Source organism: Streptomyces sp. NPDC101151, assembly GCF_044768335.1.
Lineage (GTDB): Bacteria > Actinomycetota > Actinomycetes > Streptomycetales > Streptomycetaceae > Streptomyces.
Genome location: NZ_JBIWPP010000001.1, coordinates 205,976 through 232,122 on the forward strand (window position 1 = coordinate 205,976; position 26,147 = coordinate 232,122).

At 70.7% G+C, this 26,147-nt stretch carries 28 protein-coding genes and 1 riboswitch; of the genes, 13 read left to right on the forward strand and 15 right to left on the reverse strand.

From position 1 onward, the window contains the following. Positions 1-196 precede the first annotated feature (196 nt). The 6 genes from ACIRU3_RS00945 to ACIRU3_RS00970 form a co-directional block, all read right to left on the reverse strand. On the reverse strand, positions 197-964 hold the full coding sequence (locus ACIRU3_RS00945; RefSeq protein ID WP_404049520.1) for a hypothetical protein: 768 nt from the start codon (positions 962-964) through the stop codon (positions 197-199). 102 nt (positions 965-1,066) lie between these two features. After that, complete coding sequence (locus tag ACIRU3_RS00950; RefSeq protein ID WP_404049522.1) at positions 1,067-1,699, reverse strand: RNA polymerase sigma factor; 633 nt, start codon at positions 1,697-1,699, stop codon at positions 1,067-1,069. 357 nt (positions 1,700-2,056) lie between these two features. Beyond that, positions 2,057-2,443, reverse strand: coding sequence for a hypothetical protein (locus ACIRU3_RS00955; RefSeq protein WP_404049525.1), 387 nt, complete (start codon positions 2,441-2,443; stop codon positions 2,057-2,059). Between the two features lie 146 nt (positions 2,444-2,589). Continuing rightward, on the reverse strand, positions 2,590-3,147 hold the full coding sequence (locus ACIRU3_RS00960) for a hypothetical protein (RefSeq protein ID WP_404049528.1): 558 nt from the start codon (positions 3,145-3,147) through the stop codon (positions 2,590-2,592). A 91-nt stretch (positions 3,148-3,238) separates the two neighbouring features. Then, complete coding sequence (locus ACIRU3_RS00965) at positions 3,239-3,925, reverse strand: DUF4328 domain-containing protein (protein WP_404049530.1); 687 nt, start codon at positions 3,923-3,925, stop codon at positions 3,239-3,241. Between the two features lie 81 nt (positions 3,926-4,006). Next, positions 4,007-5,659 carry a glycoside hydrolase family 20 protein gene (locus tag ACIRU3_RS00970; RefSeq protein ID WP_404049533.1) on the reverse strand — a complete coding sequence of 551 codons (1,653 nt, stop codon included), beginning with the start codon at positions 5,657-5,659 and terminating at the stop codon, positions 4,007-4,009. Between the two features lie 154 nt (positions 5,660-5,813). On the opposite strand from ACIRU3_RS00970, the gene ACIRU3_RS00975 reads away from it, so the two are divergent. The 10 genes from ACIRU3_RS00975 (at position 5,814) to ACIRU3_RS01020 (ending at position 12,965) form a co-directional block, all read left to right on the forward strand. After that, a complete protein-coding gene (locus tag ACIRU3_RS00975) occupies positions 5,814-6,386 on the forward strand; it encodes a 2-oxo-4-hydroxy-4-carboxy-5-ureidoimidazoline decarboxylase (protein ID WP_404049536.1) in 573 nt (190 codons plus the stop codon). A gap of 188 nt (positions 6,387-6,574) precedes the next feature. Further along, complete coding sequence (gene sdhC / locus ACIRU3_RS00980) at positions 6,575-6,955, forward strand: succinate dehydrogenase, cytochrome b556 subunit (protein WP_404049538.1); 381 nt, start codon at positions 6,575-6,577, stop codon at positions 6,953-6,955. A gap of 5 nt (positions 6,956-6,960) precedes the next feature. Further along, positions 6,961-7,443 (forward strand): succinate dehydrogenase hydrophobic membrane anchor subunit, encoded by a 483-nt coding sequence (locus ACIRU3_RS00985; protein WP_404049540.1) that lies wholly within the window; start codon positions 6,961-6,963, stop codon positions 7,441-7,443. A gap of 19 nt (positions 7,444-7,462) precedes the next feature. Further along, positions 7,463-9,217, forward strand: a complete 1,755-nt coding sequence (gene sdhA / locus ACIRU3_RS00990) for a succinate dehydrogenase flavoprotein subunit (RefSeq protein WP_404049542.1) — start codon at positions 7,463-7,465, stop codon at positions 9,215-9,217. Next, a complete protein-coding gene (locus tag ACIRU3_RS00995) occupies positions 9,217-9,978 on the forward strand; it encodes a succinate dehydrogenase iron-sulfur subunit (protein WP_116148275.1) in 762 nt (253 codons plus the stop codon). Before sdhA ends, ACIRU3_RS00995 begins: the two co-directional genes overlap by 1 nt. A 135-nt stretch (positions 9,979-10,113) precedes the next feature. Next, positions 10,114-10,695 carry a hypothetical protein gene (locus ACIRU3_RS01000; protein ID WP_404049545.1) on the forward strand — a complete coding sequence of 194 codons (582 nt, stop codon included), beginning with the start codon at positions 10,114-10,116 and terminating at the stop codon, positions 10,693-10,695. A gap of 82 nt (positions 10,696-10,777) precedes the next feature. Next, positions 10,778-11,188, forward strand: a complete 411-nt coding sequence (locus ACIRU3_RS01005) for a VOC family protein (protein WP_404049548.1) — start codon at positions 10,778-10,780, stop codon at positions 11,186-11,188. 107 nt (positions 11,189-11,295) lie between these two features. Next, positions 11,296-11,703, forward strand: a complete 408-nt coding sequence (locus tag ACIRU3_RS01010) for a hypothetical protein (protein ID WP_404049549.1) — start codon at positions 11,296-11,298, stop codon at positions 11,701-11,703. Beyond that, positions 11,700-12,209 carry a thiol-disulfide oxidoreductase DCC family protein gene (locus ACIRU3_RS01015; protein ID WP_404049552.1) on the forward strand — a complete coding sequence of 170 codons (510 nt, stop codon included), beginning with the start codon at positions 11,700-11,702 and terminating at the stop codon, positions 12,207-12,209. Before ACIRU3_RS01010 ends, ACIRU3_RS01015 begins: the two co-directional genes overlap by 4 nt. A gap of 9 nt (positions 12,210-12,218) precedes the next feature. Continuing rightward, positions 12,219-12,965, forward strand: a complete 747-nt coding sequence (locus tag ACIRU3_RS01020) for a TetR/AcrR family transcriptional regulator (protein WP_404049555.1) — start codon at positions 12,219-12,221, stop codon at positions 12,963-12,965. Here ACIRU3_RS01020 and ACIRU3_RS01025 read toward each other — a convergent pair whose 3' ends face one another. The 3 genes from ACIRU3_RS01025 to ACIRU3_RS01035 form a co-directional block, all read right to left on the reverse strand. Continuing rightward, positions 12,966-14,510, reverse strand: a complete 1,545-nt coding sequence (locus tag ACIRU3_RS01025; RefSeq protein WP_404049557.1) for an ABC transporter substrate-binding protein — start codon at positions 14,508-14,510, stop codon at positions 12,966-12,968. A gap of 212 nt (positions 14,511-14,722) precedes the next feature. Next, a complete protein-coding gene (locus ACIRU3_RS01030; protein ID WP_404049560.1) occupies positions 14,723-15,985 on the reverse strand; it encodes a metallophosphoesterase in 1,263 nt (420 codons plus the stop codon). Between the two features lie 16 nt (positions 15,986-16,001). Next, positions 16,002-16,241 (reverse strand): SCO4848 family membrane protein, encoded by a 240-nt coding sequence (locus tag ACIRU3_RS01035; protein WP_404049563.1) that lies wholly within the window; start codon positions 16,239-16,241, stop codon positions 16,002-16,004. 91 nt (positions 16,242-16,332) lie between these two features. Between ACIRU3_RS01035 and ACIRU3_RS01040 the strand changes: the two genes are divergently transcribed. Then, positions 16,333-17,568: a D-alanyl-D-alanine carboxypeptidase family protein gene (locus tag ACIRU3_RS01040; protein WP_404049566.1), complete on the forward strand. Its 1,236-nt coding sequence runs from the start codon at positions 16,333-16,335 to the stop codon at positions 17,566-17,568. Here the strand turns inward: ACIRU3_RS01040 and ACIRU3_RS01045 are convergent. Further along, positions 17,516-18,433, reverse strand: a complete 918-nt coding sequence (locus ACIRU3_RS01045; protein ID WP_404049569.1) for a YihY/virulence factor BrkB family protein — start codon at positions 18,431-18,433, stop codon at positions 17,516-17,518. The two genes, ACIRU3_RS01040 and ACIRU3_RS01045, sit on opposite strands and share 53 nt — an antisense overlap. Before the next feature lie 85 nt (positions 18,434-18,518). Between ACIRU3_RS01045 and ACIRU3_RS01050 the strand changes: the two genes are divergently transcribed. Next, complete coding sequence (locus ACIRU3_RS01050; RefSeq protein ID WP_404049571.1) at positions 18,519-19,274, forward strand: decaprenylphospho-beta-D-erythro-pentofuranosid-2-ulose 2-reductase; 756 nt, start codon at positions 18,519-18,521, stop codon at positions 19,272-19,274. Positions 19,275-19,493: 219 nt separating this feature from the next. On the opposite strand, the gene ACIRU3_RS01055 is transcribed toward ACIRU3_RS01050, so the two are convergent. From ACIRU3_RS01055 to ACIRU3_RS01065, 3 genes are all read right to left on the reverse strand, one after another. Continuing rightward, entirely contained in the window at positions 19,494-20,078 is a 585-nt protein-coding gene (locus ACIRU3_RS01055; protein ID WP_404049574.1) for a 2'-5' RNA ligase family protein, read from the reverse strand. Between the two features lie 220 nt (positions 20,079-20,298). Further along, positions 20,299-21,309: a tryptophan--tRNA ligase gene (trpS, locus tag ACIRU3_RS01060; protein WP_404049577.1), complete on the reverse strand. Its 1,011-nt coding sequence runs from the start codon at positions 21,307-21,309 to the stop codon at positions 20,299-20,301. A gap of 273 nt (positions 21,310-21,582) precedes the next feature. Beyond that, the gene (locus ACIRU3_RS01065) at positions 21,583-23,046 is read right to left on the reverse strand and encodes a glycine hydroxymethyltransferase (RefSeq protein ID WP_404049580.1); all 1,464 of its coding nucleotides are present in this window, start codon (positions 23,044-23,046) and stop codon (positions 21,583-21,585) included. A 32-nt stretch (positions 23,047-23,078) separates the two neighbouring features. Continuing rightward, positions 23,079-23,168: riboswitch (ZMP/ZTP riboswitch) on the reverse strand. 92 nt (positions 23,169-23,260) lie between these two features. Between ACIRU3_RS01065 and rocD the strand changes: the two genes are divergently transcribed. After that, the gene (gene rocD, locus ACIRU3_RS01070) at positions 23,261-24,466 is read left to right on the forward strand and encodes an ornithine--oxo-acid transaminase (protein WP_404049582.1); all 1,206 of its coding nucleotides are present in this window, start codon (positions 23,261-23,263) and stop codon (positions 24,464-24,466) included. Between the two features lie 81 nt (positions 24,467-24,547). Here rocD and ACIRU3_RS01075 read toward each other — a convergent pair whose 3' ends face one another. Together ACIRU3_RS01075 and ACIRU3_RS01080 are read right to left on the reverse strand one after the other, a co-directional pair. After that, the gene (locus tag ACIRU3_RS01075; RefSeq protein ID WP_404049584.1) at positions 24,548-25,732 is read right to left on the reverse strand and encodes a glutathionylspermidine synthase family protein; all 1,185 of its coding nucleotides are present in this window, start codon (positions 25,730-25,732) and stop codon (positions 24,548-24,550) included. Between the two features lie 13 nt (positions 25,733-25,745). Next, positions 25,746-26,102 (reverse strand): hypothetical protein, encoded by a 357-nt coding sequence (locus ACIRU3_RS01080; protein ID WP_404049587.1) that lies wholly within the window; start codon positions 26,100-26,102, stop codon positions 25,746-25,748. Positions 26,103-26,147 lie beyond the last annotated feature (45 nt).

The window sequence follows — 26,147 nt, forward strand, 5'->3', positions numbered from 1 at the left end:
TGTAGAAGATGCAACTAACTCGTGACACGCCCATGTGTGACAGAAAACGCACTCACGGCGCTGAAGAGAGTACGGGCCGCACCGCGACCCGCGAGCGCGACGGCCGGGGCCTCTCCTGTGGGGGGTGGCGGCCCCGGCCGTTGCCCTGGCCCTGCTGACGGGCGAAATTCCTGGCTCCGCCCGTCGGTGAACGGGGCTACTTCTTCCCGTCGGCCTTCTCGGAGTCGGCGGCCTTTTCGCCCGCCTTGTCACTGATAGCGCCATTGCCGTTATTGCTGCTATTTCCGCTACTGCGCCACTTGTTGTCCTTGTTCCTGTTCGCGTCGTCGGCGCGCGCGATCTGCTCGGCGCAGTAGGCGGCGATGTGCTCCTCGCCTCCGGCGGCCGTGACGAGCCGCTGCCGGCTCGTCGCCTCCCAGGCCCTGCCACGGCCTTCGGTCCGCACGTAGAGGCGGCAGTGGGCCAGGGTGTCCTTGGCGGTCGCCGGGTGGTTCGGGCGTACCGAAGGGGCCTTGGACGTGCCGGCTCCCGGCCCGGCGGCCGGCTGTTCCGCAGTGCTCGCCGAGGGGTGCGCCCGCCGTCGGCCACCGGCGTCGTCGTGCCCCTCGGATCCGGCGGAGCCGATCGCGGCGACGGCGACGCCGCCCAGCGTGATGCTCGCGAGGAACACGGAGAGCGTGGTCTTCAGCGAGGGCCCCGCACCGCGCGACGGCCGGGGCCGCCAGTCGTCCCGCCGCCGGGGCCGTGCCGCGTGCGCCCCGGCGTCCCGGGCGACACGGAACGCGGCCACGGCGCCCTGCTCGGCCTCGGGGTCGATGCCGTCCGGGTGACCGGCCTCGCGGAGCGCGGCACCGAGCCGCGCCTCGAACCCGGGGTCCCGGCCGGCAGCCGCCGGTCCCAGGACGGTGCCGCCGGGGCGCGCGCGCCGACGGTCCGGCCCGTCGCCGTCGTGCCGTTCACCCATGTCCGTTCCCGCTCCTAGTCCGGCCCGCCCGGCCCGTCGGATCCGCCGGGGGCCTCGCCCCGCCGTCTCTCCCGGATCCATACGGCCGGTGTCCTTCACCGTTCATTTCGACTCCCCCAGCGTTCGGGAAGCCTCATCCGTCACACCCTCGTCCGCCTCGCCGCCGGCGCCCAGCTCGCGGGCGAGCCGCTTCAGCCCGCGGTACGCGGCCGTGCGCACCGCTCCCGGGCGCTTGCCGAGGACGCGCGCGACGGCCGGGCCGTCCAGGCCGACGACCACCCTCAGCAGCACGGCCTCGGCCTGGTCCCGCGGCAGCCCGCGCACCAGGGCCAGGGCCCGCTCGGTGGAAAGGGACTCCAGCGCCTGCTCGTACGTGCTGTGCGGCCCGGGCAGATCCAGCACGTCCTGTTCGGTCCCGCCCGTCCGGGGCCGTACCCGCTGTCTGCGCAGATGGTCCAGCGCCCGGTGCCGGGCGATGGTCGCTGTCCAGCCGCGGAACCCGGCGCCGTCCCCCCGGAAGCGTCCGAGGTCGCGGGCTATCTCCAGCCAGGCGTCGGAGGCCACGTCCTCCGCGTCCTCGCCGACCAGCCCGCGCAGATAGCCGAGCAGCCCCGGCTGCACCATCCGGTAGGCCACCGCGAAGGCGTTCTCGTCACCGTCCTGGGCCCGCGCGACGGCCGCGCCCAGTTCCCCGTCGCGCGCCCGCAGGCTACGGGGCTCTCCTCCCTGGCCCAAGAACCGTCCTCGTCCGTACCCAGCCCGGGCCGGTGCCCGCGCTCGCAGTGGATCCGCATGGTGCGACAGGGCCGCGCATGTGCCATGCCCCACGGTCATCAGCGCCGGAGCTCACAGATTTGTCACAGCCTCCGGCGGCCTTGTCCCGCCGGTCACCCACGCAGCGCGTCACCGATCGGCACTACGCCGGCGGCGCTGTGTAGTACGGCGCGGGGATCGCCCGGGCGGCGGCGCAGGCGGCGCCGACGGCCCGAGGACGCCGACGGACGCGGCACTGGGCGCGGTCCTGACGCCGTAGCCACCCCGCGGCCCGTCCGGCCGGGACCCCCGCACGCCGGGGGCCCCGGCCGGCGGCGGTCAGCCAGGGGCGGTCGCGTCCCGGCACAGCAGGCGCAGCGAGCCGTGGCCCGCGAAGCACCGGCGGGCCTCGTCGATGGGGTCCCACAGCCGGCCGTCGGGCGTGCGGATCCAGTGGTCACGGCCGGTCGCCCACCACTCGGCGCCGGTCTGGCGGACGACGACCTCGCCGGCGTAGGCGCCGAAGCCGCGCAGCGCGCTCTCGACCGCGGCGTACGGCGGCCCCTCGCGGCGTATCTCGTCGATCATCCGGTCCACCCGCCACAGGCTCTGCGCCGAGTAGTCGAGCCGCACCCGCGCGCCCTCGCGCATGGTCGCCACGGCGTCGGCCGCCCACCGCACGGGCTTCGCCGCGGCGTGCGGCCTGGTCTCCTGCTGTGCTGTCACGTACTGGGCTGTCACATAGGGAAAAGCGGGCTCGGCCCGGCATCCGTCACGCGGATCCGGCCCGTTTCCGTAACCGGTGCAGGACCGCCCCAGCCCCACCGCACGACGGTCACAGGACTCGCCCAGAAGCGGGGTTTGAACTCCGGTCAGCCGCGGCCGCGGGCCCGGCGGGACACCACCGCGCGCAGCACCCGGCGGCCCTCGACCGACACGTCCAGGGCGCGACGCAGCCCGTTCGTGCCGTGCTCGGCGAGGAGTTCCAGGACGACGACCTGGCGCCGCAGCTCGGCGGCGACGAGCGGGGACGCGTCGTCGGCGCCGCCGGCGCGCCCGGTCTCCAGGCCGTCGGCCGACGAGGTGCCGTCCGCCGCGGGGTCGAGGAGCCGGTGGATGCGCAGGGAGGCGACGGAGCAGGCGTCGGCCCAGGCCCGTATGCCGTTGGGGGTGCGCTCGGCGGGGACCGCGTCCAGCATGCGGCGGGCGAGCAGCGCGGCCTCGTCCTCGCCGGATCGGGCCATGCCGAGGGCGCCGCGCGCCTTCTCCAGGCTCCCGGCCCATGCGGAGTCGTCGGCGAGGCTCGCCCACAGCGGGCGCAGCACCTCGTCGTCACCGCCCAACAGCGGCACGCACCGATCCAAACAAGCCAGCCCACTGGCGGCCAGTCCGCGCTCGTCGGCCTGCGCGATCAGTTCCACCAGGCTCATGGAAGCCTCCCTCGCCAGGGCGCCGCCTTTACGGAGCCCGCACTTCCCCTTACTGCGTGCGACGGCGCGGGAGTGTCACAGTGACAGGTTTTCAGCCAATCGCCAAGACCGGCGCAGGGCCCGCGAGGGCCTTCTGATGCTGCATCCGGGTCAGCCGCAGCACGAGGCGGACGGCGAGCAGGGCGGCCAGGATGTCGACCGCGTCGGCGGCCATGACATGTGTCGCGGCGTCACGGATCGACGAGCCGGTGTGCGCAGCGTCGTACTCGCTCGACATGAACGGGCCGATGACGCTGGTGAGCAGCCAGAACGCCCACCACAAGTTGATCAGTCCGTGCCGGGCGGGCCCGCCGCCCGGGCGGCTGGCGTCCCAGATGTCGAGGGCGACGCGGCGTGGATACCAGAAGGTCGCCAGGGGCACGACCCAGCCGGCGATGGTCCAGGCGCGCGCCTTGCTGTGCCCGTCCGGGCTGAACACCTCGGCGTTCACACGCACCCGGTAGAACCAGATCAGGAACACGACCGCGCAGCCGAACCAGGCCACGGTCTGCGCGACCCCCGCCGCCGTGTACAGGGTGTCCGCCCGGTCGGCGCGCCCGGAGAGGTGCGCGCCGAAGGCGCCGGTGCCCACCGCCAGGTCGTCCGCCACCCGGTACACGCCGACGCCTGCCGCGACGGCGACCAGGTCGGTCAGGGCGACCAGTCCGAGAAGCACGACGGTGGCCGTGCCCAGCCCGAGCGGCGACCGCAGCCGGGCGCCCTGCGTGCTGGTACTCATGGTGGATCCCCCCGTTGTCCCCAGGTGCGTTGTGGCACGCGGAAGATACGGTTCACCGCACCCGTACGTCCACCCGGACGCTCAGCCCAGCCGGTCCGCCAGCGCCTTGAACTCGGTCCAGGACAGCTCGGGCGCGCCCGGGTCCCACAGCTTCTGCACGGTGGCCCGCAGCGGCATCCGGATGCCGGCGGCGACCTGGTCCTGCGTCTGGGCGTTCGCGAGGTCGCTCCAGACCGCGAACGTCCCGCCGAGGATCTGCCCGTCGTAGCCCGCCGGTACGGCGGCCGTGCCGCGCAGCACCCGCGGGTTCCACTGCTCGTAGATCCGCTGCCCGGTCGGATAGACGAAGGTCTGCGGCTGTCCCAGGACGTAGTACAGGAACTCGTCGTTGTAGTTGATCACCTTGCGGCCGGCGCTCAGGTACTCCACCGGCGGCCGGGCGCCGATCTCCTTGCCGGTCCAGTAGGCGACCTGGAGATCCTTGGCGGGCTGCACCGAGGTGTCCCGGAAGAAGCCGTCGTTCCAGGCCCGCATGGTCCGGTCGTGGGCGCGCACGGTGGCGGCCCGGTCGTTCAGCCAGCCGGTGGCGAGGTCGGCGACGGTCGCGCCGGAGCCGTACTTCTGCTGGGCGGCGGCCGCCAGCTGCGGATACGAGGCCTGCGGGTTCGCCACGGTCAGCGCCTGGTACTCGTCGCCGCCGAGGTGCCACTGGTTGCCGGTGAAGAGCCCGGCGTACTCGTTGAGCAGGTCGTCGACGATCTTCGCGGAGGCGCCCTTGGAGATGTCGATCGCACCCCGCGTCGCGACCCCGTTGACATTGCGCAGCTGCAGGTCGGGGTGGGCCGCGATGACCGCGCCCAGATGCCCGGGCGAGTCGATCTCGGGCACCACGGTGATGTGCCGGGCGGCCGCGAGACCGACGATCTGCTTGACCTGCGCCTTGGTCAGATGGTCCTTGGAGACGATCTCGGGATGGCTGCTGGACTCGATCCGGAAGCCCTGGTCGTCCGAGAAGTGCAGCCCCAGCTCGTTGAACTTCAGGTCGCCCAGCTCGCGTATCCGGTCCTCGATCCAGGACGCGGTGAACGGCTTGCGCGCGATGTCCAGCATGAAGCCGCGCACCGGCTTCGCGGGCTCGTCGCGTACGACGCCCTCCGGCGCCGTACGGCCGCCGTGGACCTCCTGCTTGAGCGTGCGGGTGGCGTAGAAGACGCCGGCGTCGGCCGGCCCGCTGATGTCGATCCGCCCGCCGCGCACGGTCATGGTGTACGACTCCGGGTTGCCGCCCCCGCCGAGCGCCAGCCGCAGGTCCCCGGCCCGCACGTCGTTCTTCTCGCCCGCGTACGCCAGCCCCAGCTCACCGGCTATCAGCTTGCCCTCGTCGGCCAGCTGCGGATCGTTCACCACCACCCGTTCGCCCCGCTGCGGCCGCCAGCCGGGGCCGCGCGCCGGGGTGTGGGAGCGCACCGCGGGAATGGTGCGCGGCGCCCGGGAGAGCGGATAGGACCGGCTGGGCGCGGGACTGCTCGGGGTGGCGGCGCGGCTGGACGCGGCGGTGGAGGCAGGGTCCGACGACGCCTGTGCCACACCCCCCGCCGGGCTCCCGCCGCCGTCCGCCGAGGCCCAGACACCGACGCCCACGCCGAGCGCGACGGTGCCCGCGAACGCCACGGCGATGACCGCCTGCTTCCGCCTCACCTGCTGCACCGGGGTCCGGCGCTTGTGCTGGCTCACTCAGCCAACGTACGACTGATCCGCCGTGACTTCGTCACCAGGCCGATCTGAAACTCTCCCGTACGGGTGAAATTCAGGTATCCGTCGGACACACAGTGACCACTCTCGATAACGTGATGACACACTTTTCACGGCATCCCCTGCCATTCCACCTGTGACGCGAGGACCCACGCTGCCTGCGCACCGTCTGCCGTATCTCCCCAAGCCGCTGGACGCCTTCAACGCCGCCCCCGGCGACGAGGCCCGCGTGCTGCTCCTGCACTGCCTCCACAGCCTGCGCTGGTCCCGCCGTATCGCCGACCACCGCCCCTACCCCGACCTGGACTCCCTCCTGGCCGCGGCGGACGAGGCGGCGTACGACCTGTCCCCGGGAGATCTGTCGGAGGCCCTGGCGGGCGAGTCGCTTCCGGAGCTTCCCGAGGGCACCTACTCGGCGGCCCACATGGCCCTGAGTGCGGCACACGCGGCCTACGAAGCGAAATTCGGACACACCTTCGTCATCCATCTGGGCGATGGCCACCCGGACGAGGTCATCGACCGCATCCTCGAAGGCATCCGATCACGATTGACAAACGATCCCGAGGAGGAGCGGGTCCTGGCGGCGGACGAACTCCGGCGCCTCGCCAGGGAACGGCTGGGGCAACTCCTCGGGGGCGCAGGACAGTGCCCGTCCGCGGCTCCGCCGTGGGGCGCGACCAGCCACAACGGTGCCACCCCCGGCAGGTAGCGCACACACCGTCCCGGATGCCGCGTCTCTAGCCCGTCCGGTGCCACTTTGATCACACAAGTAGGCCCCCCGTCAGCCACAGCGCACCGCATGGATACGATGCTGGGGGCCGGTGGACCGTACCCGGCCGGGCCCGACCGACACCGAAGCCGGCGCGGCCCTAGTCCCCGCTCCCGGAGGGTTCTTCCGTGCCGGCTGGAACGCTGTACCGCGGCCGGGAAGGAATGTGGTCCTGGGTGGCTCATCGAGTCACCGGCGTCCTCATCTTCTTCTTCCTGTTCGTTCACGTGCTGGACACTGCTCTCGTCCGTGTCTCCCCAGAGGACTACGACAAGGTCGTAGCCACGTACAAGACGCCGATCGTCGCGCTGCTGGAGTACGGCCTCGTCGCCGCAATCCTCTTCCACGCGCTCAACGGCCTGCGCGTCATCGCCGTCGACTTCTGGTCGAAGGGCCCGCGCTACCAGAAGCAGATGCTCTGGACGGTCGGGATCGTCTGGCTCGTCCTGATGGGCGGGGCGGTCTACCCCGTCCTCGGCCACGCCGCTCGTGTCCTGTTCGGGAGCTGACGCCCATGTCCACGACTGAAACCACCGCGCCCGGAGTCGGCCCCGTCGAGGGCGCCCCCGTCTACAACGTCGACAACCCGGCTCCCCTCATCGAGGCCCCGCGCAGGCGCACCAAGAAGACCCCGAGGTCGACCCGGGGCAACTTCGAGATGGCGGCCTGGCTCTTCATGCGCCTGTCCGGCGTCGTGCTGGTCGTTCTCGTCCTCGGCCACCTGCTGATCCAGCTGGTGCTGGACGGCGGCGTCTCCAAGATCGGCTTCGCCTTCGTGGCGGGCCGCTGGGCGTCCCCGTTCTGGCAGGTCTGGGATCTGCTGATGCTCTGGCTCGCCATGCTGCACGGCGCCAACGGCCTGCGCACGGTCATCAACGACTACGCGGAGCGCGCGAACACCCGGCTGTGGCTCAAGGGCCTGCTCTACACCGCCACGGTGTTCACCATCCTGCTGGGCACGCTGGTGATCTTCACCTTCGACCCGAACATCCGCTAGGCACGGGGCTGCGAGAAACATGAAGATCCACAAGTACGACACCGTCATCGTCGGCGCCGGCGGCGCCGGCATGCGCGCGGCCATCGAGTCGACGAAGCGCAGCCGCACCGCCGTGCTGACCAAGCTCTACCCCACCCGCTCCCACACGGGCGCCGCGCAGGGCGGTATGGCCGCCGCGCTCGCCAACGTGGAGGAGGACAACTGGGAGTGGCACACCTTCGACACGGTCAAGGGCGGTGACTACCTGGTCGACCAGGACGCCGCCGAGATCCTGGCGAAGGAGGCCATCGACGCCGTCCTCGACCTGGAGAAGATGGGCCTGCCGTTCAACCGGACGCCCAATGGCACCATCGACCAGCGCCGGTTCGGCGGTCACTCCCGCAACCACGGCGAGGCCCCGGTCCGCCGCTCCTGCTACGCGGCCGACCGCACCGGCCACATGATCCTCCAGACGCTGTACCAGAACTGCGTCAAGGAGGGCGTGGAGTTCTTCAACGAGTTCTACGTCCTGGACCAGCTGATCACCGAGGTCGACGGCGTCAAGAAGTCGGCCGGTGTGGTGGCGTACGAGCTGGCCACCGGTGAGATTCACATCTTCCAGGCGAAGGCCGTCATCTACGCCTCCGGCGGCACCGGCAAGTTCTTCAAGGTGACGTCGAACGCCCACACGCTGACCGGTGACGGCCAGGCCGCCTGCTACCGCCGGGGTCTGCCGCTGGAGGACATGGAGTTCTTCCAGTTCCACCCGACCGGCATCTGGCGCATGGGCATCCTGCTGACGGAGGGCGCCCGTGGTGAGGGCGGCATCCTCCGCAACAAGGACGGCGAGCGCTTCATGGAGAAGTACGCGCCGGTCATGAAGGACCTCGCGTCCCGTGACGTCGTCTCCCGCTCCATCTACACGGAGATCCGCGAGGGCCGCGGCTGCGGTCCCGAGGGCGACCACGTCTACCTCGACCTCACGCACCTCCCGCCGGAGCAGCTGGACGCCAAGCTCCCGGACATCACGGAGTTCGCGCGCACCTACCTCGGCATCGAGCCCTACACGGACCCGATCCCGATCCAGCCCACGGCGCACTACGCGATGGGCGGCATCCCGACGAACGTCGAGGGCGAGGTCCTGTCGGACAACACCACCGTCGTCCCGGGTCTGTACGCGGCCGGCGAGGTCGCCTGTGTCTCCGTGCACGGCGCCAACCGCCTCGGCACCAACTCGCTGCTGGACATCAACGTGTTCGGCCGCCGCGCGGGCATCGCCGCCGCCGAGTACTCCCAGAAGGCCGACTTCGTCGAGCTGCCGGAGAACCCGGAGACCCTCGTCGTCGAGCAGATCGAGCGGCTGCGCAACTCCACCGGCAGCGAGCGGGTGGCCCACATCCGCCGCGAGCTGCAGGAGACCATGGACGCCAACGTCATGGTGTTCCGCACCGAGCAGACGATCAAGACGGCCGTCGAGAAGATCGCCGAGCTGCGCGAGCGCTACAAGAACGTCTCGATCCAGGACAAGGGCAAGCGGTTCAACACGGACCTGCTGGAGGCCGTCGAGCTGGGCAACCTGCTCGACCTGGCCGAGGTCATGGCCGTTTCCGCGCTGGCCCGCAAGGAGTCCCGCGGCGGTCACTACCGCGAGGACTATCCGAACCGCGACGACGTCAACTTCATGCGCCACACCATGGCGTACCGCGAGGTCGGCGACGACGGCACCGAGTCCATCCGTCTCGACTACAAGCCGGTCGTCCAGACCCGCTACCAGCCGATGGAGCGTAAGTACTGATGGCAACCCCTGTTCTGGACAAGGTCGAGGCAGAGTCCGCCGCCTCCCCCTACATCACGGTCACCTTCCGCGTCCGCCGCTTCAACCCGGAGGTCTCGGCCGAGGCGACGTGGGAAGACTTCCAGCTGGAGATCGACCCGAAGGAGCGTGTCCTCGACGGTCTCCACAAGATCAAGTGGGACGTCGACGGCACCCTGACCTTCCGTCGCTCCTGCGCGCACGGCATCTGCGGCTCCGACGCCATGCGGATCAACGGCAAGAACCGTCTGGCGTGCAAGACGCTGATCAAGGACATCAACCCCGAGAAGCCGATCACGGTCGAGCCCATCAAGGGCCTGACGGTCCTCAAGGACCTGGTCGTGGACATGGAGCCGTTCTTCCAGGCGTACCGGGACGTCATGCCGTTCCTGGTCACCAAGGAGACGAACGAGCCGACGCGCGAGCGTCTGCAGTCCGCCGAGGACCGCGAGCGCTTCGACGACACCACGAAGTGCATCCTCTGCGCGGCCTGCACGTCCTCCTGCCCGGTGTTCTGGAACGACGGCCAGTACTTCGGTCCGGCCGCGATCGTGAACGCCCACCGCTTCATCTTCGACAGCCGTGACGAGGCGGGCGAGCAGCGCCTGGAGATCCTCAACGACCGCGACGGCGTCTGGCGCTGCCGCACGACCTTCAACTGCACGGACGCCTGCCCGCGCGGTATCGAGGTCACCAAGGCGATCCAGGAAGTGAAGCGCGCGCTGATCACGCGTCGCTACTGATCCGCCCTCGCCCACGGCGAGTCTGGGCCCCGTCTCCGGTTTCCGCACCGGGGCGGGGCCCATTGCGTGTCCCGGGCAGGGAGCTGACAGGATGATCCATCGATCCGGCAGAGTGACGCCCAGGGGGACGAGAGCATGACCGATCCGCATCATCCGCAGAGCGGCGCGAACCAGTGGGGCCCCGGGCACCCTCCGGCGGCGCCCGCGCAGCCCCCGGGCTTCGCCCCGCAGCCGCAGGGGGCGCCGGGCTACGGCTATCCCGCCCAGCCCGCGGGCGCGCCCGGCTACGGCTATCCGGCCCCCGTGCAGCAGGGCTACGGGTTCCCGCAGCAGGCGGCTCCGGGCGTTCCGGTGGCTCCGGCGCCCATGGGCGGTGCCGTGCTGGCCATCGGGGACATCACGGTGACGGGTGAGCAGATCGTGACCCCTGCCGGGCAGATGCCGCTGCGGGGCGCGGTGTGGAACGCCACCGACATGTCGCACACCGAGGAGAAGATCCCGACGCACGCCGTCGTGCTCGCCATCGTCTTCTTCCTGTTCTGCCTGCTCGGCCTGCTCTTCCTCCTGATGAAGGAGAAGAAGACCACGGGCTACATCCAGGTCACCGTGACCAGCGCGGGCCGGCACCACTCGACGATGATTCCGGCGCAGGGCCCGAACACCTTCCCGGCGCTCATGGGCCAGATCAACTACGCCCGGTCGCTGAGCAGCATGTAGATCCGGGCCTTTCCAGGGAGCCCCGCCGAATCTTCGGTGGGGCTCCTCGCATCATGTCAGGATTGCACCCTAATCTGACGACATGTCTGACGACCAGTCGTACGAGCTGCTCGGGTTCGACAACATGCTGCTGCCCGTCGGGGACCTCGGTGAGGCCGCCGGGTTCTACGAGCGGGCCGGGTTCGCCGTGGCGTTCCGGTTCGACGAGGCCGGGATCGCGCTGCTGAAGGTCGGTGGCGAGACGCCCGGGATTCTGCTGCGGGTCGAGGACGGGCTGGGTCACCGGCCGCCGCCCTGGCCCTCGCCGCGTCTGTGGGTGGAGGTGCCGGACGCGCGGGTCGCGGCACGGGAGCTGGCCGCCGCCGGGATCCCGCCACTGGACGAGGCGTTCTCCGGGGCCACCGGCTGGACCGTCGAGATCGCCGACCCCTGGGGGAACATCCTCGGCCTGACCGACTACACCAAGCGGCCGGAACTGGCCCGCAGAAACTGAGACGAAGACCTCACCGGTCCCCTGCCACCCTTGAGTTGAACACGTTCAAAAGCAGGTCTACAGTCATGACCGTCAGCGTTTTGAACGCGTTCAAGGAGGGGTGGGGCATGGATCTCACCGTCATTGCCTACGTCATCTACCTGGTCGTCAGCATCGCGCTGACCGTCTGGGTGGCCCGGACGCTCAGCCACAACGGCCGGGTCTTCCTCGCCGACGTGCTGCGCGGCAACGAGCAGCTCGCCGACGCCGTCAACCACCTCCTGGTGGTCGGCTTCTACCTCGTCAACCTCGGCTTCGTGGCGCTGTTCCTGACCGACAGCGGGGACGTCGACGACGCCCGGGGCATCTTCGAGGCCCTGTCGATCAAGCTCGGCGTGGTGCTGCTGGTGCTCGGCGCGATGCACCTGGGCAACGTGTACGTGCTCAACAAGATCCGGCGGCGCGGGATGATGGAGCGCGAGCAGCAGCCTCCGGTGAGCCCGCAGGGCTGGATCCCGCCGACGGTCGGGGCGTGACCGCCGTGACCACCGGTCAGGACCGGGGCGCCGCGAGCGTTCCGGTCCGCGGGCTCACCGTCCTGTACGACGCCCGGTGCACGCTCTGCACCCACCTGCGCAACTGGCTCGTACGGCAGCCTCAACTGGTGCCGCTCGACCTGGTTCCGGCCGGCTCCGCCGAGGCGTGCGGGCGCTTCCCGGGGCTCGATCACGCGGCCACCCTCGACGAGGTCACCGTGATCGGGGACAGCGGTCAGGTCTACCAGGGCTCCCGTGCCTGGATCGTCGTCCTGTGGGCCCTGCGCGAACACCGGCCGCTGGCCCACAGACTGAGCACTCCGGCCGGCGCGAAGCTGGCCCGCGGCGCGGTGCTGGCGGCCGCGAGGTGGCGGGGCGCGCAGTGGGGCGGGCAGTCGTACCGGCAGGCGGACACCAAGTCGGGCGGCGGGTGGGCCCATCACCCGGGTACGGGGTGGCCCTACAACCCGCCGTCCTGCTCCGACGGTGCCTGCGCCACTGGTTAGGCTCCTACCGTGTCCGCGAAGAACGACGGCCCCGAGGCCGGCCCCCAGACCAAGTCCGAGCAGACCCGCGCGCTGATCCTGGAGACCGCGATGCGGCTGTTCCAGGAGCGCGGCTACGACAAGACGACCATGCGGGCCATCGCCAAGGAGGCCGGGGTCTCCGTCGGCAACGCCTACTACTACTTCGCGGGCAAGGAGCACCTGATCCAGGGCTTCTACGACCGGATCGCCGCCGAGCACCAGCTGGCGGTCCGGGAGGTCCTGGACCGGGAGACCGACCTGGAGGCGCGGCTCGCGGGCGTGCTGACCGCATGGCTGGACATCGCCAAGCCGTACCACGAGTTCGCGGTCCAGTTCTTCAAGAACGCCGCCGACCCCGACAGCCCGCTCAGCCCCTTCTCGCCGGAGAGCGAGCACGCCCGCGAGCAGGCCATCAGTGTCCATCGCGACGTACTGGCCGGCTCCAAGTCCAAGGTGGCACCCGAACTCCGGGACGTGCTCCCGGAGTTGATGTGGCTCTCCCAGATGGGTCTTGTCCTGTACTGGGTGTTCGACCGCACCGAGGGATACGAGCGCAGCTACCGGCTGGCGCGCCGCGGGGCACGGCTGACCGCACGCGGAGTCGCCCTGGCCCGCTTCCGGGTGCTGCGCCCCCTGGTCCTCGAAGTCCACGAACTGTTCACGGACTTCCTGCCGGGGATGACGAAGGCACTGCCGGACCCGGGGGCCAGGGCGCGGCGCGACGAGACCGGCTGATCAGATCCAGTTCAGCCGCCACAGGCGGAAGACGCCCGTGCCGTCCGTGAGGTACTGGCCGCCGCCGACGTCCTCGGTGCTGACCACGTACTCCTTGCGCTGCCAGAGCGGGATCAGCGGCACGTCGGTCGCCACGTCCGCCTGGATGGAGCGGAAGTCGTCGGCAGCCCGTGTCCGGTCGGGGTACTGCTGGCTGTCCAGGATGAGACTGTCCACGGTCTTGTTGCTGTAGCCGGTGCTCATGGTGGAGCCGGTGCCCACGAGCGGGGAACCGAAGGTGTCCGGGTCGGGATAGTCGGCCACCCAGCCGACCGCCCACGCGTCCATCTTCCCGTCGGCCCAGCGCTTCTGGAAGTCGGTCCACTCGTAGCCCTGGACGTCCACCTTGAACAGGCCGCCCGCCTCCAGCTGCTTCTTCAGCGCCGCGGCCTCCTCCTCACCCGCGCCCCGGTTCTTGCCGTAGCCGAAGGTGAAGCGCACCGGCAGGGTCACCCCGGCCTCGGTGAGCAGCTCTCGCGCCTTCTTGGTGCTCTGCGTCGGGTAGTTGTCGAAGAAGGACGTGGTGTGGCCGGTGATGCCGGTCGGGATGAGTGAGTAGAGCGGGTCGACCGTGCCCTTGTACACCGTGGCGGACAGCTGCTCACGGTTGACCAGCCAGGCCATGGCGCGGCGCACCCGCACGTCGTGCAGCGGGGAACGGGCACGGGTGTTCAGGTAGAGGTTGCGGGTCTCGGAGCTGTCGGACTCGGTGACGCGCTGGTTCGGATCGCTCGGGTTCAGCGCGGCCTGCACGGTCGGCGGCAGCGTCCGGGTGGCGACGTCGACCTTCTTGGCCGCCCAGGCGTTGTCGAGCTTCTGGGAGTCGGCGTAGTAGCGCAGTTCGACGGGGCGTCCCGTGCCGCTCAGATAGCCCCTGTAGCTCGTGTACGGCGCCAGGTCGGCCTTCTCGTCCTTCGTGTACGAGGTGAGCGTGTACGGGCCGGTGCCGTCGACACCGGAGTCCTTGCGCAGGGCGTCCGCCGGGTACTTGTCCTTGTCGACGATCGAACCGGCTCCGGTGGCCGCCTTCAGCGGGAAGGTGGCGTCCGGGGACGACAGATGGAAGGTGACCGTCGTCGCGCTGTCCGCGGTCACCGAGCGGAGCGTGGAGAACAGGGACGCCGGGCCGACGTCGGAGTCGATCTTCTTGACCCGCTCGAAGGAGTACTTCACGTCCTCGGCGGTCATCTTGCGTCCGCTCGGGAAGATGATGTCGTCGCGCAGCTTGCACTGGTACGTGCTCAGTCCTCCGCCCTCGAACGCGCAGCTCTTCGCCGCGTCCGGGACCGGCTCGACGCCGCCCGGCTCGAAGGTGAGCAGCGTCTGGAAGACGTTGCTGAACAGGGCCCAGGAACCGGCGTCGTAGGCGCCGGCCGGGTCCAGTGAGGTGACGGCGTCCGTGGTGCCGACGGTGATGCTCTTGTTGTTGTTCTCCTGCGACGGCAGCAACTGCCAGCCGCCGATTCCCACGACCGCCAGTACGAGCAGCGTCACGAGAATGCGCATGCGAACAGATCGCATGGTGGTGCCCTCCCCAGGCCCTTCAGAGCCCTACCCCTGGCCAGCACAATTTCGCCACTCCCCTAAGCGGCGGGGCTCACCTAATCACAGGACTTTCACCTGGGGGAAGGGCTTTCTGACCAGATGTACAAGAACTTACCGAGGCGTTGTTCCCGCCGGGCTTCACAGCGTCTTCACAGACGAAGGAGCGGATTCGGTCACGCGCGCGTGGCGGCGAGTTCGATCACCGTCACGTCCGAGGGCGCGGCCACGCGCGTGGGCGGCCCCCAGGCGCCCGCGCCCCGGCTGACGTACAGCTGCGTGTCGCCGTAGCGTTCGAGACCGGCCACGGTCGGGTTGGCGGCGGCCGCGACGAGGTTGCCGGGCCAGAGCTGGCCGCCGTGCGTGTGGCCGGAGAGCTGGAGGTCGACGCCGTGCCGGGCGGCCTCGTGGATCTGCACCGGCTGGTGGGCGAGGAGCACACAGGCGCGTGCCGGGTCCCGGTCCCCGAGCGCCTTCCCGAAGTCGGGGCCCTCGCCCTCGCTCTCGCCCTGGAGGTCGTTGACCCCGGCCAGGTCGAAGTACGGCAGCTCGGTGCGGGCGTTCTCCAGCGGGTGCAGGCCGAGGGTGCGTACTTCGGCGACCCACTGCTCGGCGCCGGAGAAGTACTCGTGGTTCCCGGTGACGAAGTACGCGCCGTGCCGGGCGCTGAGCTGCGCGAGGGGCGCGGCGGCCGGGCCGAGGTCCTTGACGCTGCCGTCCACCAGATCGCCGACGACCGCGATCAGGTCGGGCCGGGTCGCGTTGACCGTGTCGACGACCTGCTGCGCGAAGCCGCGGCCCAGGATCGGGCCCAGGTGGATGTCGCTGACGACCGCGATCCGGAAGCCGTGTGCGGCGTGCGGCAGCTTGGCTAGCGGCACGGTGACCCGCTTCACCCGCGGCCCGCGCAGCACACCGTAGGTGCCCTGGCCGACGGTCCCGACGGCGACGGCCGCGGCGGCCCCGCCGACGACACGGGAGACGAACAGACGGCGGGAGGGGTCCCTCGCCTCCTCCGGCTCCGGTTCGCCCGCCGCCGGCGAGGGCTCCGGTGTGCTCGGTGGCGCCGCCCCCGCCGGTACGGTTTCCGGCTCCCTCACGACGGCCTCGGCGCGCCCCCGCCGCAGCACGAGCCGCCGCAGCAACGGCCGTACGGCCTCTCCGGCCACCACCGCCAGCAGCAGGTACAGCGCCAGCGCCATCCACAGGAAGCCGGGCCAGGCGAGCGTGCGCTGGAGCCAGAAGGGGGCGCCGGAGCGTTCGGCGACCAGGGCCGTGATCATCAGCAGCGGGCCGGCGACGAAGAGGGCCGTGCCGCTGCGACGGGCCGGGCCCGGACCCCGGGTCGTGTCCCGCACCAGACGGCGCCACACATACCAGTGGCCCAGCGCGAGGACGGCCAGGACGGCCAGCGCGACAAGGACGAAGACGATGACCACGCTGCCGTATCCCCCGCTATGACGTCCGGCGCAGTGCGCGCAGTCCACGCAACCCGATGACCCCGACGACCGTCCCCAATACGAAGGAAACGACCGCCAGCAGCAGGTGCACCCAGAAGTACGCGGTCGGGTGGCCGTCGTCGAAGGCGAGCCCGCTGCTGTCCTTGACCAGGTTCTTGACGAAAGTGACCCAGATGACCCAGCTCCACACCCCGAAGGCGAGCAGGAACCAGGAGACCGGGCGGCTGAGCTTCATGCCCTCAGTATCGCCGTACGGTGTCCGGTTCCGTGTCCGGGGTGGGGTGCGGGGCGGGACTTCGCGACCCGTGCCGGGTACGTTCTCGACCGTGCCCGCTCCCAAGAAGACCGTCAGGCGATCCCTGCTGGTCACCTCCGCCACGCTGCTGTCCCTGTCCGCCACCGTGCCCGCCGCCCTCGCTGCCCCGACCCCGTCGGCCGGCGCGACGGCCACGCCTCCGGCGCAGATGTCACAGGTGGGCGGTGCCCGGCTGGGGCAGCCCGGGACCCAGGTGAATCTCGCCGACGGCGTGCCCGTGCTCCCCAAGGACCTCACCGCGCGGTCCTGGATCGTCTCCGACGCCGAGTCCGGCGAGGTCCTGGCCGCGCACAACGCGCACTGGCGGCTGCCCCCGGCGAGCACTCTGAAGATGCTGTTCGCGGACACCCTGCTGCCGAGGTTCCCGAAGACGACGGAGCACAAGGTGGTGCCGTCCGATCTGGCGGGCATGGGGATCGGCTCCAGCGTGGTCGGGATCAAGGAGGGCCACACCTACACGGTTCACGACCTGTGGCTCGGTGTCTTCCTGCGGTCGGGCAACGACGCGGTGCACGTGCTGTCCGCGATGAACGAGGGTGTCGGGCAGACCATCAAGGACATGCAGGACCACGCCGACGAACTGCAGGCCCTGGACACCCAAGTGGTCAGCCCGGACGGCTACGACGCGCCGAGGCAGGTGTCGTCGGCGTACGACCTGACGCTGTTCGCCCGCTCCGGGCTGCAGAAGAAGGACTTCCGCGACTACTGCTCGACCGTGTCGGCGAAGTTCGGGTCCGGTGAGATCCGGAACACCAACCGGCTGCTGAGCGGCGACACGGACGTGCCCGTCTACCAGGGCATCGCGGGCGTGAAGAACGGCAACACCACCAACGCGGGTGCCACGTTCACCGGTGTCGCCGAGCGGAACGGCAAGGTGCTGCTGGTCACGGTGATGAACCCGGAGAAGAACGAGCACAACGAGGTCTACAAGGAGACCGCGAAGCTGTTCGACTGGGGCTTCGGGGCGGTCGGCAAGGTCAGCCCGGTGGGCCGGCTGGTCCCGCCGAAGAGCGCCGCGCAGCCCACCACCCAGCCCGGTGCCACCGCCTCCGCCGGACAGTCGCACGGGACCGGCGGATCCGGCTCCAAGCCGGTGGCGAGCTCCACCGCCGCGGGCGGCTCCAGCGGCGTCGGGATCGCCGTGGCCGTCGCCGGCGGGCTGCTGGTGCTGCTCGGCGGCGCGGCGTTCCTGGTCAACCGCCGTTGGCCGCTGCCGGATCTGATGCGCCGTCGGACGCGTTCCTGACGCCCTCCCGTTCGCTCTCCTCGCTCTGCGTCGCCGTCCAGGCGGCGCTGAACAGGACGAGTTTCGCGGTGAAGTTGATCCACAGCAGCAGGGCCACGGGGACACCGAACGCGCCGTACATGCTCTTCGTGGCGACCCCCTGGATGTAGCCGCTGAGCAAGAGCTTCAGCAGTTCGAAGCCGACCGCGCCGATGAGCGCGGCGATCACCAGACGGCGGCGCGGCGGCTCGACGCCGGGCAGCAGGGTCAGGACGTAGAGCAGGACCAGGAAGTCGGCGAGCACGGCGACGGCGAACGCGGCGGTCCGCAGCAAGATGCCGCCCCAGCCCGCCCGGTCGATGCCGAGCTGGTCGGTGATCCAGCCCACCATCGCGGAGGCGATGGTGGAGATGGCGAGCGTGGCGATGACGGCTCCGCCGAGACCGACCAGGATGCCCGCGTCCTTGGCCTTGGCCAGGACCGGGTTCTCCTCCTTCTCGGGCAGCTCCCACACGGCGCGCAGGCAGTCGCGCATCTGGCCGACCCAGCCCATGCCGGTGAACAGCAGCAGGGCGCCGGCGATGAGCCCGACGGTGCCCGCGTTCTCCACCAGGGAGTTGATGTCCAGCTGATCGGCGATGCCGGGGATCTGGTCGGCGATCTTGTTCTGGAGGTTCTGCTGCTGCGACTTGCTGAGCGTGGCGGCGCCGATCGCGGCGGCCAGCGTCAGCAGCGGGAACAGCGCGACGAAGCTGATGAAGGTCATCGCGGCGGCCAGCCGCGTCCACTTCACCCGGTCCAGCCGCTCGTACGACCACCACGCGTGGGTGGCCATCAGCCACGCGACGATCGGCCCGATCCCGGGGAGCTTCTTCAGCCAGTCCATGATCGGACTGTGCCCGCTCCGAGTGGACGTCAACACCGCGTTTCTTCACCAAGACGGTCATATGCGGGCGATACGGTCGGCTGTCATGAAGGATGCCACCGATCTGCCCCTGTCCCTGCTCGTCCTCGGCGGCACGTCCGAGATCGCGCTGGCCACCGCCCACCGTCTGATCGCCCGTCGCACCCGAACCGTCTGGCTGGCCGGCCGCCCCTCCCCCGACCTGGAACAGGCGGCCGAGAGCCTGCGCGGGCTGGGCGCCGACGTCCGCACGGTCGCCTTCGACGCCCTCGACCCCGAGTCCCACGAGACCGTCCTCGGCAAGGTGTTCGCCGACGGCGACATCGACATGGCGCTGCTCGCGTTCGGCATCCTCGGCGACCAGGCACACGACGAGCGCGAGCCCGCACGCGCGGTCCGGGTCGCCCAGACCAACTACACCGGAGCCGTCTCGGCGGGCCTGGTCACCGCCCGCGCCCTCCAGACCCAGGGGCACGGCTCCCTGGTGGTCCTCTCCTCCGTCGCCGGCGAGCGGGCGCGCCGCGCCGACTTCATCTACGGCTCCAGCAAGGCCGGCCTCGACACCTTCGCCCAGGGCCTCGGCGACGCGCTGTACGGGACCGGCGTGCACGTCATGGTCGTACGCCCCGGATTCGTCCGTACCCGGATGACGGCCGGCCTGCCCCGTGAACCGTTCGCCACCACCCCCGAGGCGGTCGCCACGGCCATCGAACTGGGCCTGCGCCGCCGCTCGGAGACGGTGTGGGTGCCGGGCGCCCTGCGCCTGGTGACGGCGGCCCTGCGCCATCTGCCGCGGGCGGTGTTCCGGAGGCTGCCGCTCTGACGGCGTGCCAGGTCCTGTCGTCAAACTCCCGCCGTCCGCCCGAAGGGCGGGCCCTGCGGCGTCAGCCGCGTGCTCCGGGGGAGTGCCGGGCGTGGGCCCTCGTACTGGATGTACTCGGGTCTGCGCCCGGTGCGGCGAGTGGGGGTACCGCCCACGCCCTTAAGGCAGTGGCGGAACGTGCATGGCGCCGCGGGGCAGACGGGAGTTTGACGACAGGGCCTAGCGGCTGGCGATCGTCCCTCGTTCGGCATCGGCGTGGCTGCACTGCGGCGGCACCACGGATCCGCCGAACATGTACTCCCGCAGCTTGCGCCACACCCCGTCGGCGCCCTGCTCGTACAGCGCGAAGCCGGTGCACGGCCACTCGGCCTCGAACCCGGCCAGCTCCGCGAAGGCACGGTCCATGCCGGCCTCGTCGATGCCGTGCGCGACCGTGACATGCGGGTGGTAGGGGAACTGGAGCTCGCGCGCCACGGGCCCGGAGGCGTCCCGGATCCGCTGCTGGAGCCGGGCGCAGGCCTCGGTGCCCTGCACGACGCGCACATAGACGACCGGTGACAGGGGCCGGAAGGTGCCCGTCCCGGACAGCCGCATCGGGAACGGCCGGCTGCCCGTGGCGACGTGCGTGAGGTGGGCCTCGACCGCCGGCAGACAGGCCGCCTCCACCTCGGTCGGCGGCAGCAGGGTGACATGCGTGGGGATGCCGTGGGCCGCGGCGTCGCCGAAGCCCGCGCGCCGCTCCTGGAGCAGGCTGCCGTGAGGCTCCGGGACCGCGATCGACACGCCGATCGTTACGGTCCCCACGTCGTCTCCTGTCGTCGTGTGCAGTCTTCTCGGACGGCTTCGTCCCGGCCGCCGGATATCGACTGTACGGCCATGGATGTCCTGTGGGCAGGCGCAGCAGAAGTGATGTGCAGCGCTCTGCCCTCTCGGACATGTGTGCGGCGTGCGCCGCCGTGCTCCCGCGTGCCTCCGGGCGCCTTCGAGGTGCCTCCGGGCGCCCTCCGATGCCCCTGGTGGCCGCTCAGTGCTTCGCCGGCAGGAAGCCGACGCTGTCGTACGCCTGTGCGAGTGTCTCCGCGGCGACGGCACGCGCCTTCTCCGCGCCCTTGGCCAGGACCGAGTCGAGCGTCTCGGGGTCGTCCAGATACTGCTGGGTACGCTCCCGGAACGGCGTCACGAACTCGACCATGACCTCGGCGAGGTCGGTCTTGAGCGCACCGTAGCCCTTGCCCTCGTACTTCTCTTCCAGTTCGGTGATTCCCGCCCCGGTGAGCGTCGAGTAGATCGTGAGCAGATTGCTCACGCCCGGCTTGTTCTCCGCGTCGAAACGGATCACCGTGTCGGTGTCCGTGACCGCGCTCCGGACCTTCTTCGCCGTCGTCTTCGGCTCGTCGAGGAGGTTGATGAGGCCCTTCGGCGTGGACGCCGACTTGCTCATCTTGATCGACGGGTCCTGGAGGTCGTAGATCTTCGCCGTCTCCTTGAGGATGTACGGCTTCGGGACGGTGAAGGTCCGGCCGAAGCGCCCGTTGAAGCGCTCGGCGAGGTCCCGGGTCAGCTCGATGTGCTGGCGCTGGTCCTCGCCGACCGGCACCTCGTTCGCCTGGTACAGCAGGATGTCCGCGACCTGCAGGATCGGGTACGTGAACAGGCCGACCGACGCGCGCTCCGCGCCCTGCTTGGCGGACTTGTCCTTGAACTGGGTCATGCGGGAGGCCTCGCCGAAGCCGGTGAGGCAGTTCATGACCCAGGCAAGCTGGGCGTGCTCGGGCACATGGCTCTGCACGAAGAGGGTGCAGCGGTCCGGGTCCAGACCGGCGGCCAGCAGCTGGGCGGCGGCCAGCCGGGTGTTGGCGCGCAGGTCCGCAGGATCCTGCGGGAGCGTGATCGCGTGCAGGTCGACGACCATGTAGAACGCGTCGTGGGACTCCTGCAGGGCCACCCACTGGCGGACGGCACCCAGGTAGTTGCCGAGGTGGAACGAGCCTGCGGTGGGCTGGATCCCGGAGAGCACACGCGGACGATGCTGCATGGCGGAGCCATTCCCCTGAGGGTGGTGGTGGGCGACGGGCGGGCGGTCAGAGGCCATGTCCACCATTCTCTCAGGTGTTGGGGGCCGATCCCGAACTGGTCGGAAACCGATGGGAACCGAAGCGTCTCGCGCGCCGGCGCCTGCCCTCGGGCCGGGCGGCTTCCGGAAATGCCGCGCGGCGGCCCGGCGCGATGCCGGACCGCCGCGGGAGGAGCCTCGTCAGGAGCTGAATCGACCTGTGATCCCGATCGGTGGCCCCAGGGGGCGCACAGGTCAGCCCAGGTCGACTTCCGGGTACAGCGGGAAGCCCGCCACCAGGTCGGTCGCCCGGTGCGAGATCTCGTCCGCGACCTTCGGGTCCAGGATGTGCTGGGCCTTGGAGGGAGCGCCCTTGCTGGTGGTGCCGGGCTCGGTGGTGGTGAGGACGCGGTCGATCAGGCCGGCGACCTCGTCCATCTCCGCGGTACCGAGGCCCCGGGTGGTCAGGGCGGGGGTGCCGACACGGATGCCGGAGGTGTACCAGGCGCCGTTCGGGTCGGCGGGGATGGCGTTGCGGTTGGTGACGATGCCGGACTCGAGGAGGGCCGCTTCGGCCTGGCGGCCGGTGAGGCCGTAGGACGTGGCCACGTCGATCAGATTGAGGTGGTTGTCCGTGCCGCCGGTGACCAGGGTGGCGCCGCGCCTCATCAGGCCCTCGGCGAGGGCGCGGGAGTTGTCGACGATCCGCTGGGCGTAGCCCTGGAAGGAGGGCCGGCGGGCCTCGGCGAGGGCGACGGCCTTCGCGGCCATGACGTGCGGGAGCGGACCGCCGAGGACCATCGGGCAGCCGCGGTCGACCTGGTCCTTGAGGGAGTCGTCGCACAGGACCATGCCGCCGCGCGGGCCGCGCAGGGACTTGTGGGTCGTCGTGGTGACGATCTGGGCGTGCGGGACCGGGTCGAAGTCGCCGGTCAGGACCTTGCCGGCGACCAGACCCGCGAAGTGGGCCATGTCGACCATCAGGGTCGCCCCGACCTCGTCGGCGATCTCCCGCATGATGCGGAAGTTCACCAGACGGGGGTACGCGGAGTAGCCGGCGACGATGATCAGCGGCTTGAACTCGCGGGCCTGGGCGCGCAGGGCCTCGTAGTCGATCAGGCCCGTGGCCGGGTCGGTGCCGTAGGAGCGCTGGTCGAACATCTTGCCGGAGATGTTCGGGCGGAAGCCGTGGGTGAGATGGCCGCCGGCGTCCAGGGACATGCCGAGCATGCGCTGGTTGCCGAAGGCCTGGCGGAGCTGGGCCCAGTCGGCCTCGGAGAGGTCGTTGACCTGGCGGACGCCGGTCTTCTCCAGGAACGGTGCCTCCACCCGGTCCGCGAGCACGGCCCAGAAGGCGACGAGGTTGGCGTCGATGCCGGAGTGCGGCTGCACGTAGGCGTGCCGGGCGCCGAAGAGCGCCTTGGCGTGCTCGGCGGCCAGGGACTCCACGGTGTCGACATTGCGGCAGCCGGCGTAGAAGCGGCGGCCGATGGTGCCCTCGGCGTACTTGTCGCTGAACCAGTTGCCCATCGCCAGCAGGGTGGCCGGCGAGGCGTAGTTCTCGGAGGCGATCAGCTTGAGCATCTCGCGCTGATCGGCCACCTCCTGGCCGATGGCGTCGGCGACCCGGGGCTCGACGGCGCGGATCACGTCGAGGGCGGCGCGGAAGGCGGTGGACTCGGTGGAGAGAGGCGCGGAATTGGCAGGATTCTCAGGCATCGGGGACCTCCGGACGTGGCGTTCGGCGTGCTCGGTTCGGCCCAGGCGCACGGCACTGTTTCCCGCTCGGGCCGCTCCCTGATGGTCCGTCCCATCCCAGCGCGCCAGTCACGGCCCGGTGATCAGCCTACCGGGCGCGCCGGGACGGGCAGGTCCCGCGTCCACCATGCGAGCGACGATAGGAAGGGGCTCACCGTCGTATCCGGGAGAGGCCGTGACCACTGCTGAAGACCTCATCACCACCGCAGATGCGCACACTGCGCCCACCTACCATCCGCTGCCGGTCGTCGTGGCCACGGCGGAGGGGGCGTGGATGACCGATGTGGAAGGGAGGCGGTATCTGGATCTGCTGGCCGGTTACTCCGCGCTCAACTTCGGACACGGCAACCGGCGCCTGGTCGAGGCGGCCAAGCGGCAGCTGGAGCGGGTGACGCTGACGTCCCGCGCCTTCCACCACGACCGGTTCGCCGCGTTCTGCACGGAGCTGGCCGAGCTGTGCGGCATGGAGATGGTGCTGCCGATGAACACCGGCGCCGAGGCCGTGGAGAGCGCGGTGAAGACGGCCCGGAAGTGGGGCTACCGGGTGAAGGGGGTGCCCGGGGAGATGGCGAAGATCGTGGTCGCGGGCGGCAACTTCCACGGGCGGACCACCACGATCATCAGCTTCTCGACCGATCCGGAGGCCAGGGCGGACTACGGGCCGTACACGCCTGGGTTCGAGATCGTGCCGTACGGGGATCTGACGGCGATGCGGGCGGCGCTCACCGAGAACACCGTCGCCGTGCTGCTGGAGCCGATCCAGGGCGAGTCGGGGGTGATCGTGCCGCCGGCCGGTTATCTCCCGAGAGTGCGGGAGCTGACCCGTGAGCGGAACGTGCTCTTCGTCGCCGACGAGATCCAGTCGGGCCTCGGGCGGACCGGGCGGACCTTCGCGTGCGAGCACGAGGGGGTCGTACCGGACATGTACGTGCTGGGGAAGGCGCTGGGCGGCGGGATCGTGCCGGTGTCGGCGGTGGTGTCGAGCGCGGAGGTGCTCGGGGTGTTCCGGCCGGGCGAGCACGGGTCGACGTTCGGCGGGAATCCGCTGGCCTGTGCGGTGGCGCTGGAGGTGATCGCGATGCTGCGTTCCGGCGAGTTCCAGGCGCGGGCGGCGCAGCTGGGCGAGCGGCTGCACCATGAGCTGGCGGGACTGCTCGGCACGGGCCGGGTGACGGCGGTGCGGGGGCGCGGGCTGTGGGCGGGGGTGGACATCGCCCCGAAGCACGGCACCGGGCGGGAGGTGTCGGAGCGGCTGATGGACCGGGGGGTGCTGGTGAAGGACACGCATGGGTCGACGATCCGGATCGCGCCGCCGCTGGTCATCTCCGAGGAGGACCTCGACTGGGGGCTCGCCCAGCTGCGGGCGGTGCTGGAGGTCTAGGGCCCGTCGTCACGCTCCCGCCTTCCGCCCGCGGGGCGGGCCGCGGTGTCGGGCGGGAGTTCGACGACGGTACGGCAGGGCCTAGAGGATCACATGCGGCAGGAAGCGGGCGTACTCGTCGGTGATCAGGCCCGAGGACTCGCGGATGCCGAGGCCGGCCGGCTCGTCCTGGACGACCCAGGCGCCGAGGACGACGTGGTTGCCGTCGAAGACGGGCAGCGGGGCGAGCTGCTGGTAGCAGCAGGGCTCGTCCCGGGTGACGGCCGGGGTCCCGGGCTCATGGACGGTCACGCCCGCGCCCTCGCGGCCCAGCAGGGGCTTGGCGACGTAGCCGGCCGACTCGGCGAGGTCGCGCGGGCCGTCCAGGTAGGAGGGAAGGAGGTTCGGGTGGCCGGGGTACAGCTCCCAGAGGATCGCCAGGAGCGCCTTGTTGCTCAGGAGCATCTTCCAGGCGGGTTCGATCCACAGGGTGGTGCCGGTGCCGCCGCCGTTGTCCAGCGTGTCGAGGACGTGCCCGGCGAACGGGTCGGTGGTGAGCCACTCCCACGGGTAGAGCTTGAAGATGCTGCGGATGAAGCGGAGCCGCTGGTCCACGAAGCGGCCGGAGAGGGTGTCCCAGCCGATCTCCTCCATGGAGATCCAGTCGGTGGCGAGTCCGGCCTGTTCGGCGGTCTCCTTGAGGTAGGCGACCGTCATCAGGTCCTCGCCGAGTTCGTCGGCGGAGGAGTGGGCGAAGTGCAGGGGGCTGCCGGGCGGTAGGAGCCCGGCCTGCTTGCGCCAGGCGTCGACCAGGCGTTCGTGCAGGGAGTTCCACTGGTCGGCGCCGGGGAAGCGCTCCTCCATCCAGAACCACTGGGGGGAGGCTGCCTCGACCAGGGAGGTGGGGGTGTCGGCGTTGTACTCCAGCAGCTTCGCCGGGCCGGTGCCGTCGTGGCGGAGGTCGAAGCGGCCGTAGACGGAGGGGAGTTCGGCACGGCGGTGCCAGGCCTCGGTGACGGCACGGGCGACGCGCGGGTCGGTGATGCCGAGGTCGGCGAGGCGGTCCTGCGTCACGATGTGCTCTGCGGCCGCGAGACACATGCGGTGCAGTTCCCCGACGGTGTCCTCCAGCGCCTCGACCTCGTCCAGGGTGAAGACGTAGTAGGCGCTCTCGTCCCAGTAGGGGCGCAGCGAGCCGTCGGGGTGGCGGGTGAGTGGGTAGACGAGCCCCTGTTCCTCGACGGTCTGCTGCCAGCCGGGGCGGGGGGTGGTCGTACGGCGTTCCATGGCGCGGGTCCGGTCAGCCGCCGGAGCTGCCGTGGCCGCCGCCGAAGCCGCCGCGGTGGACCCCGTCGTGCGACGAGCCGCCCGAGCCCGAGTGCGAGCCGGAGCCCTTGCTCGACTTGGTGAAGGAGCCGCCCTTCACCCAGGAGCCCTTCTTCTTGCCGCCGTAGTACCAGGCGCCGTCGACGGAGGCCTTCGTCGTCTTGCAGTTCTTGTCGGAGACGACCTTGTAGCCCTTGGCGAGCCGGTAGCTGTCGCGGTCGACACAGCGCTTGTCGGGGGCGGAGGAGCAGGCGGTCAGGGCGGTGGCCAGGAGGCCCATGCCGCCGAGGAGGACGGTTCCCGAGCGGAGTCGTCGGCGTGCGGTGGCCATGCTGGTGTCTCCCCCGTTGGTTGGCCTGTTTTCGGCGGTCAGCCT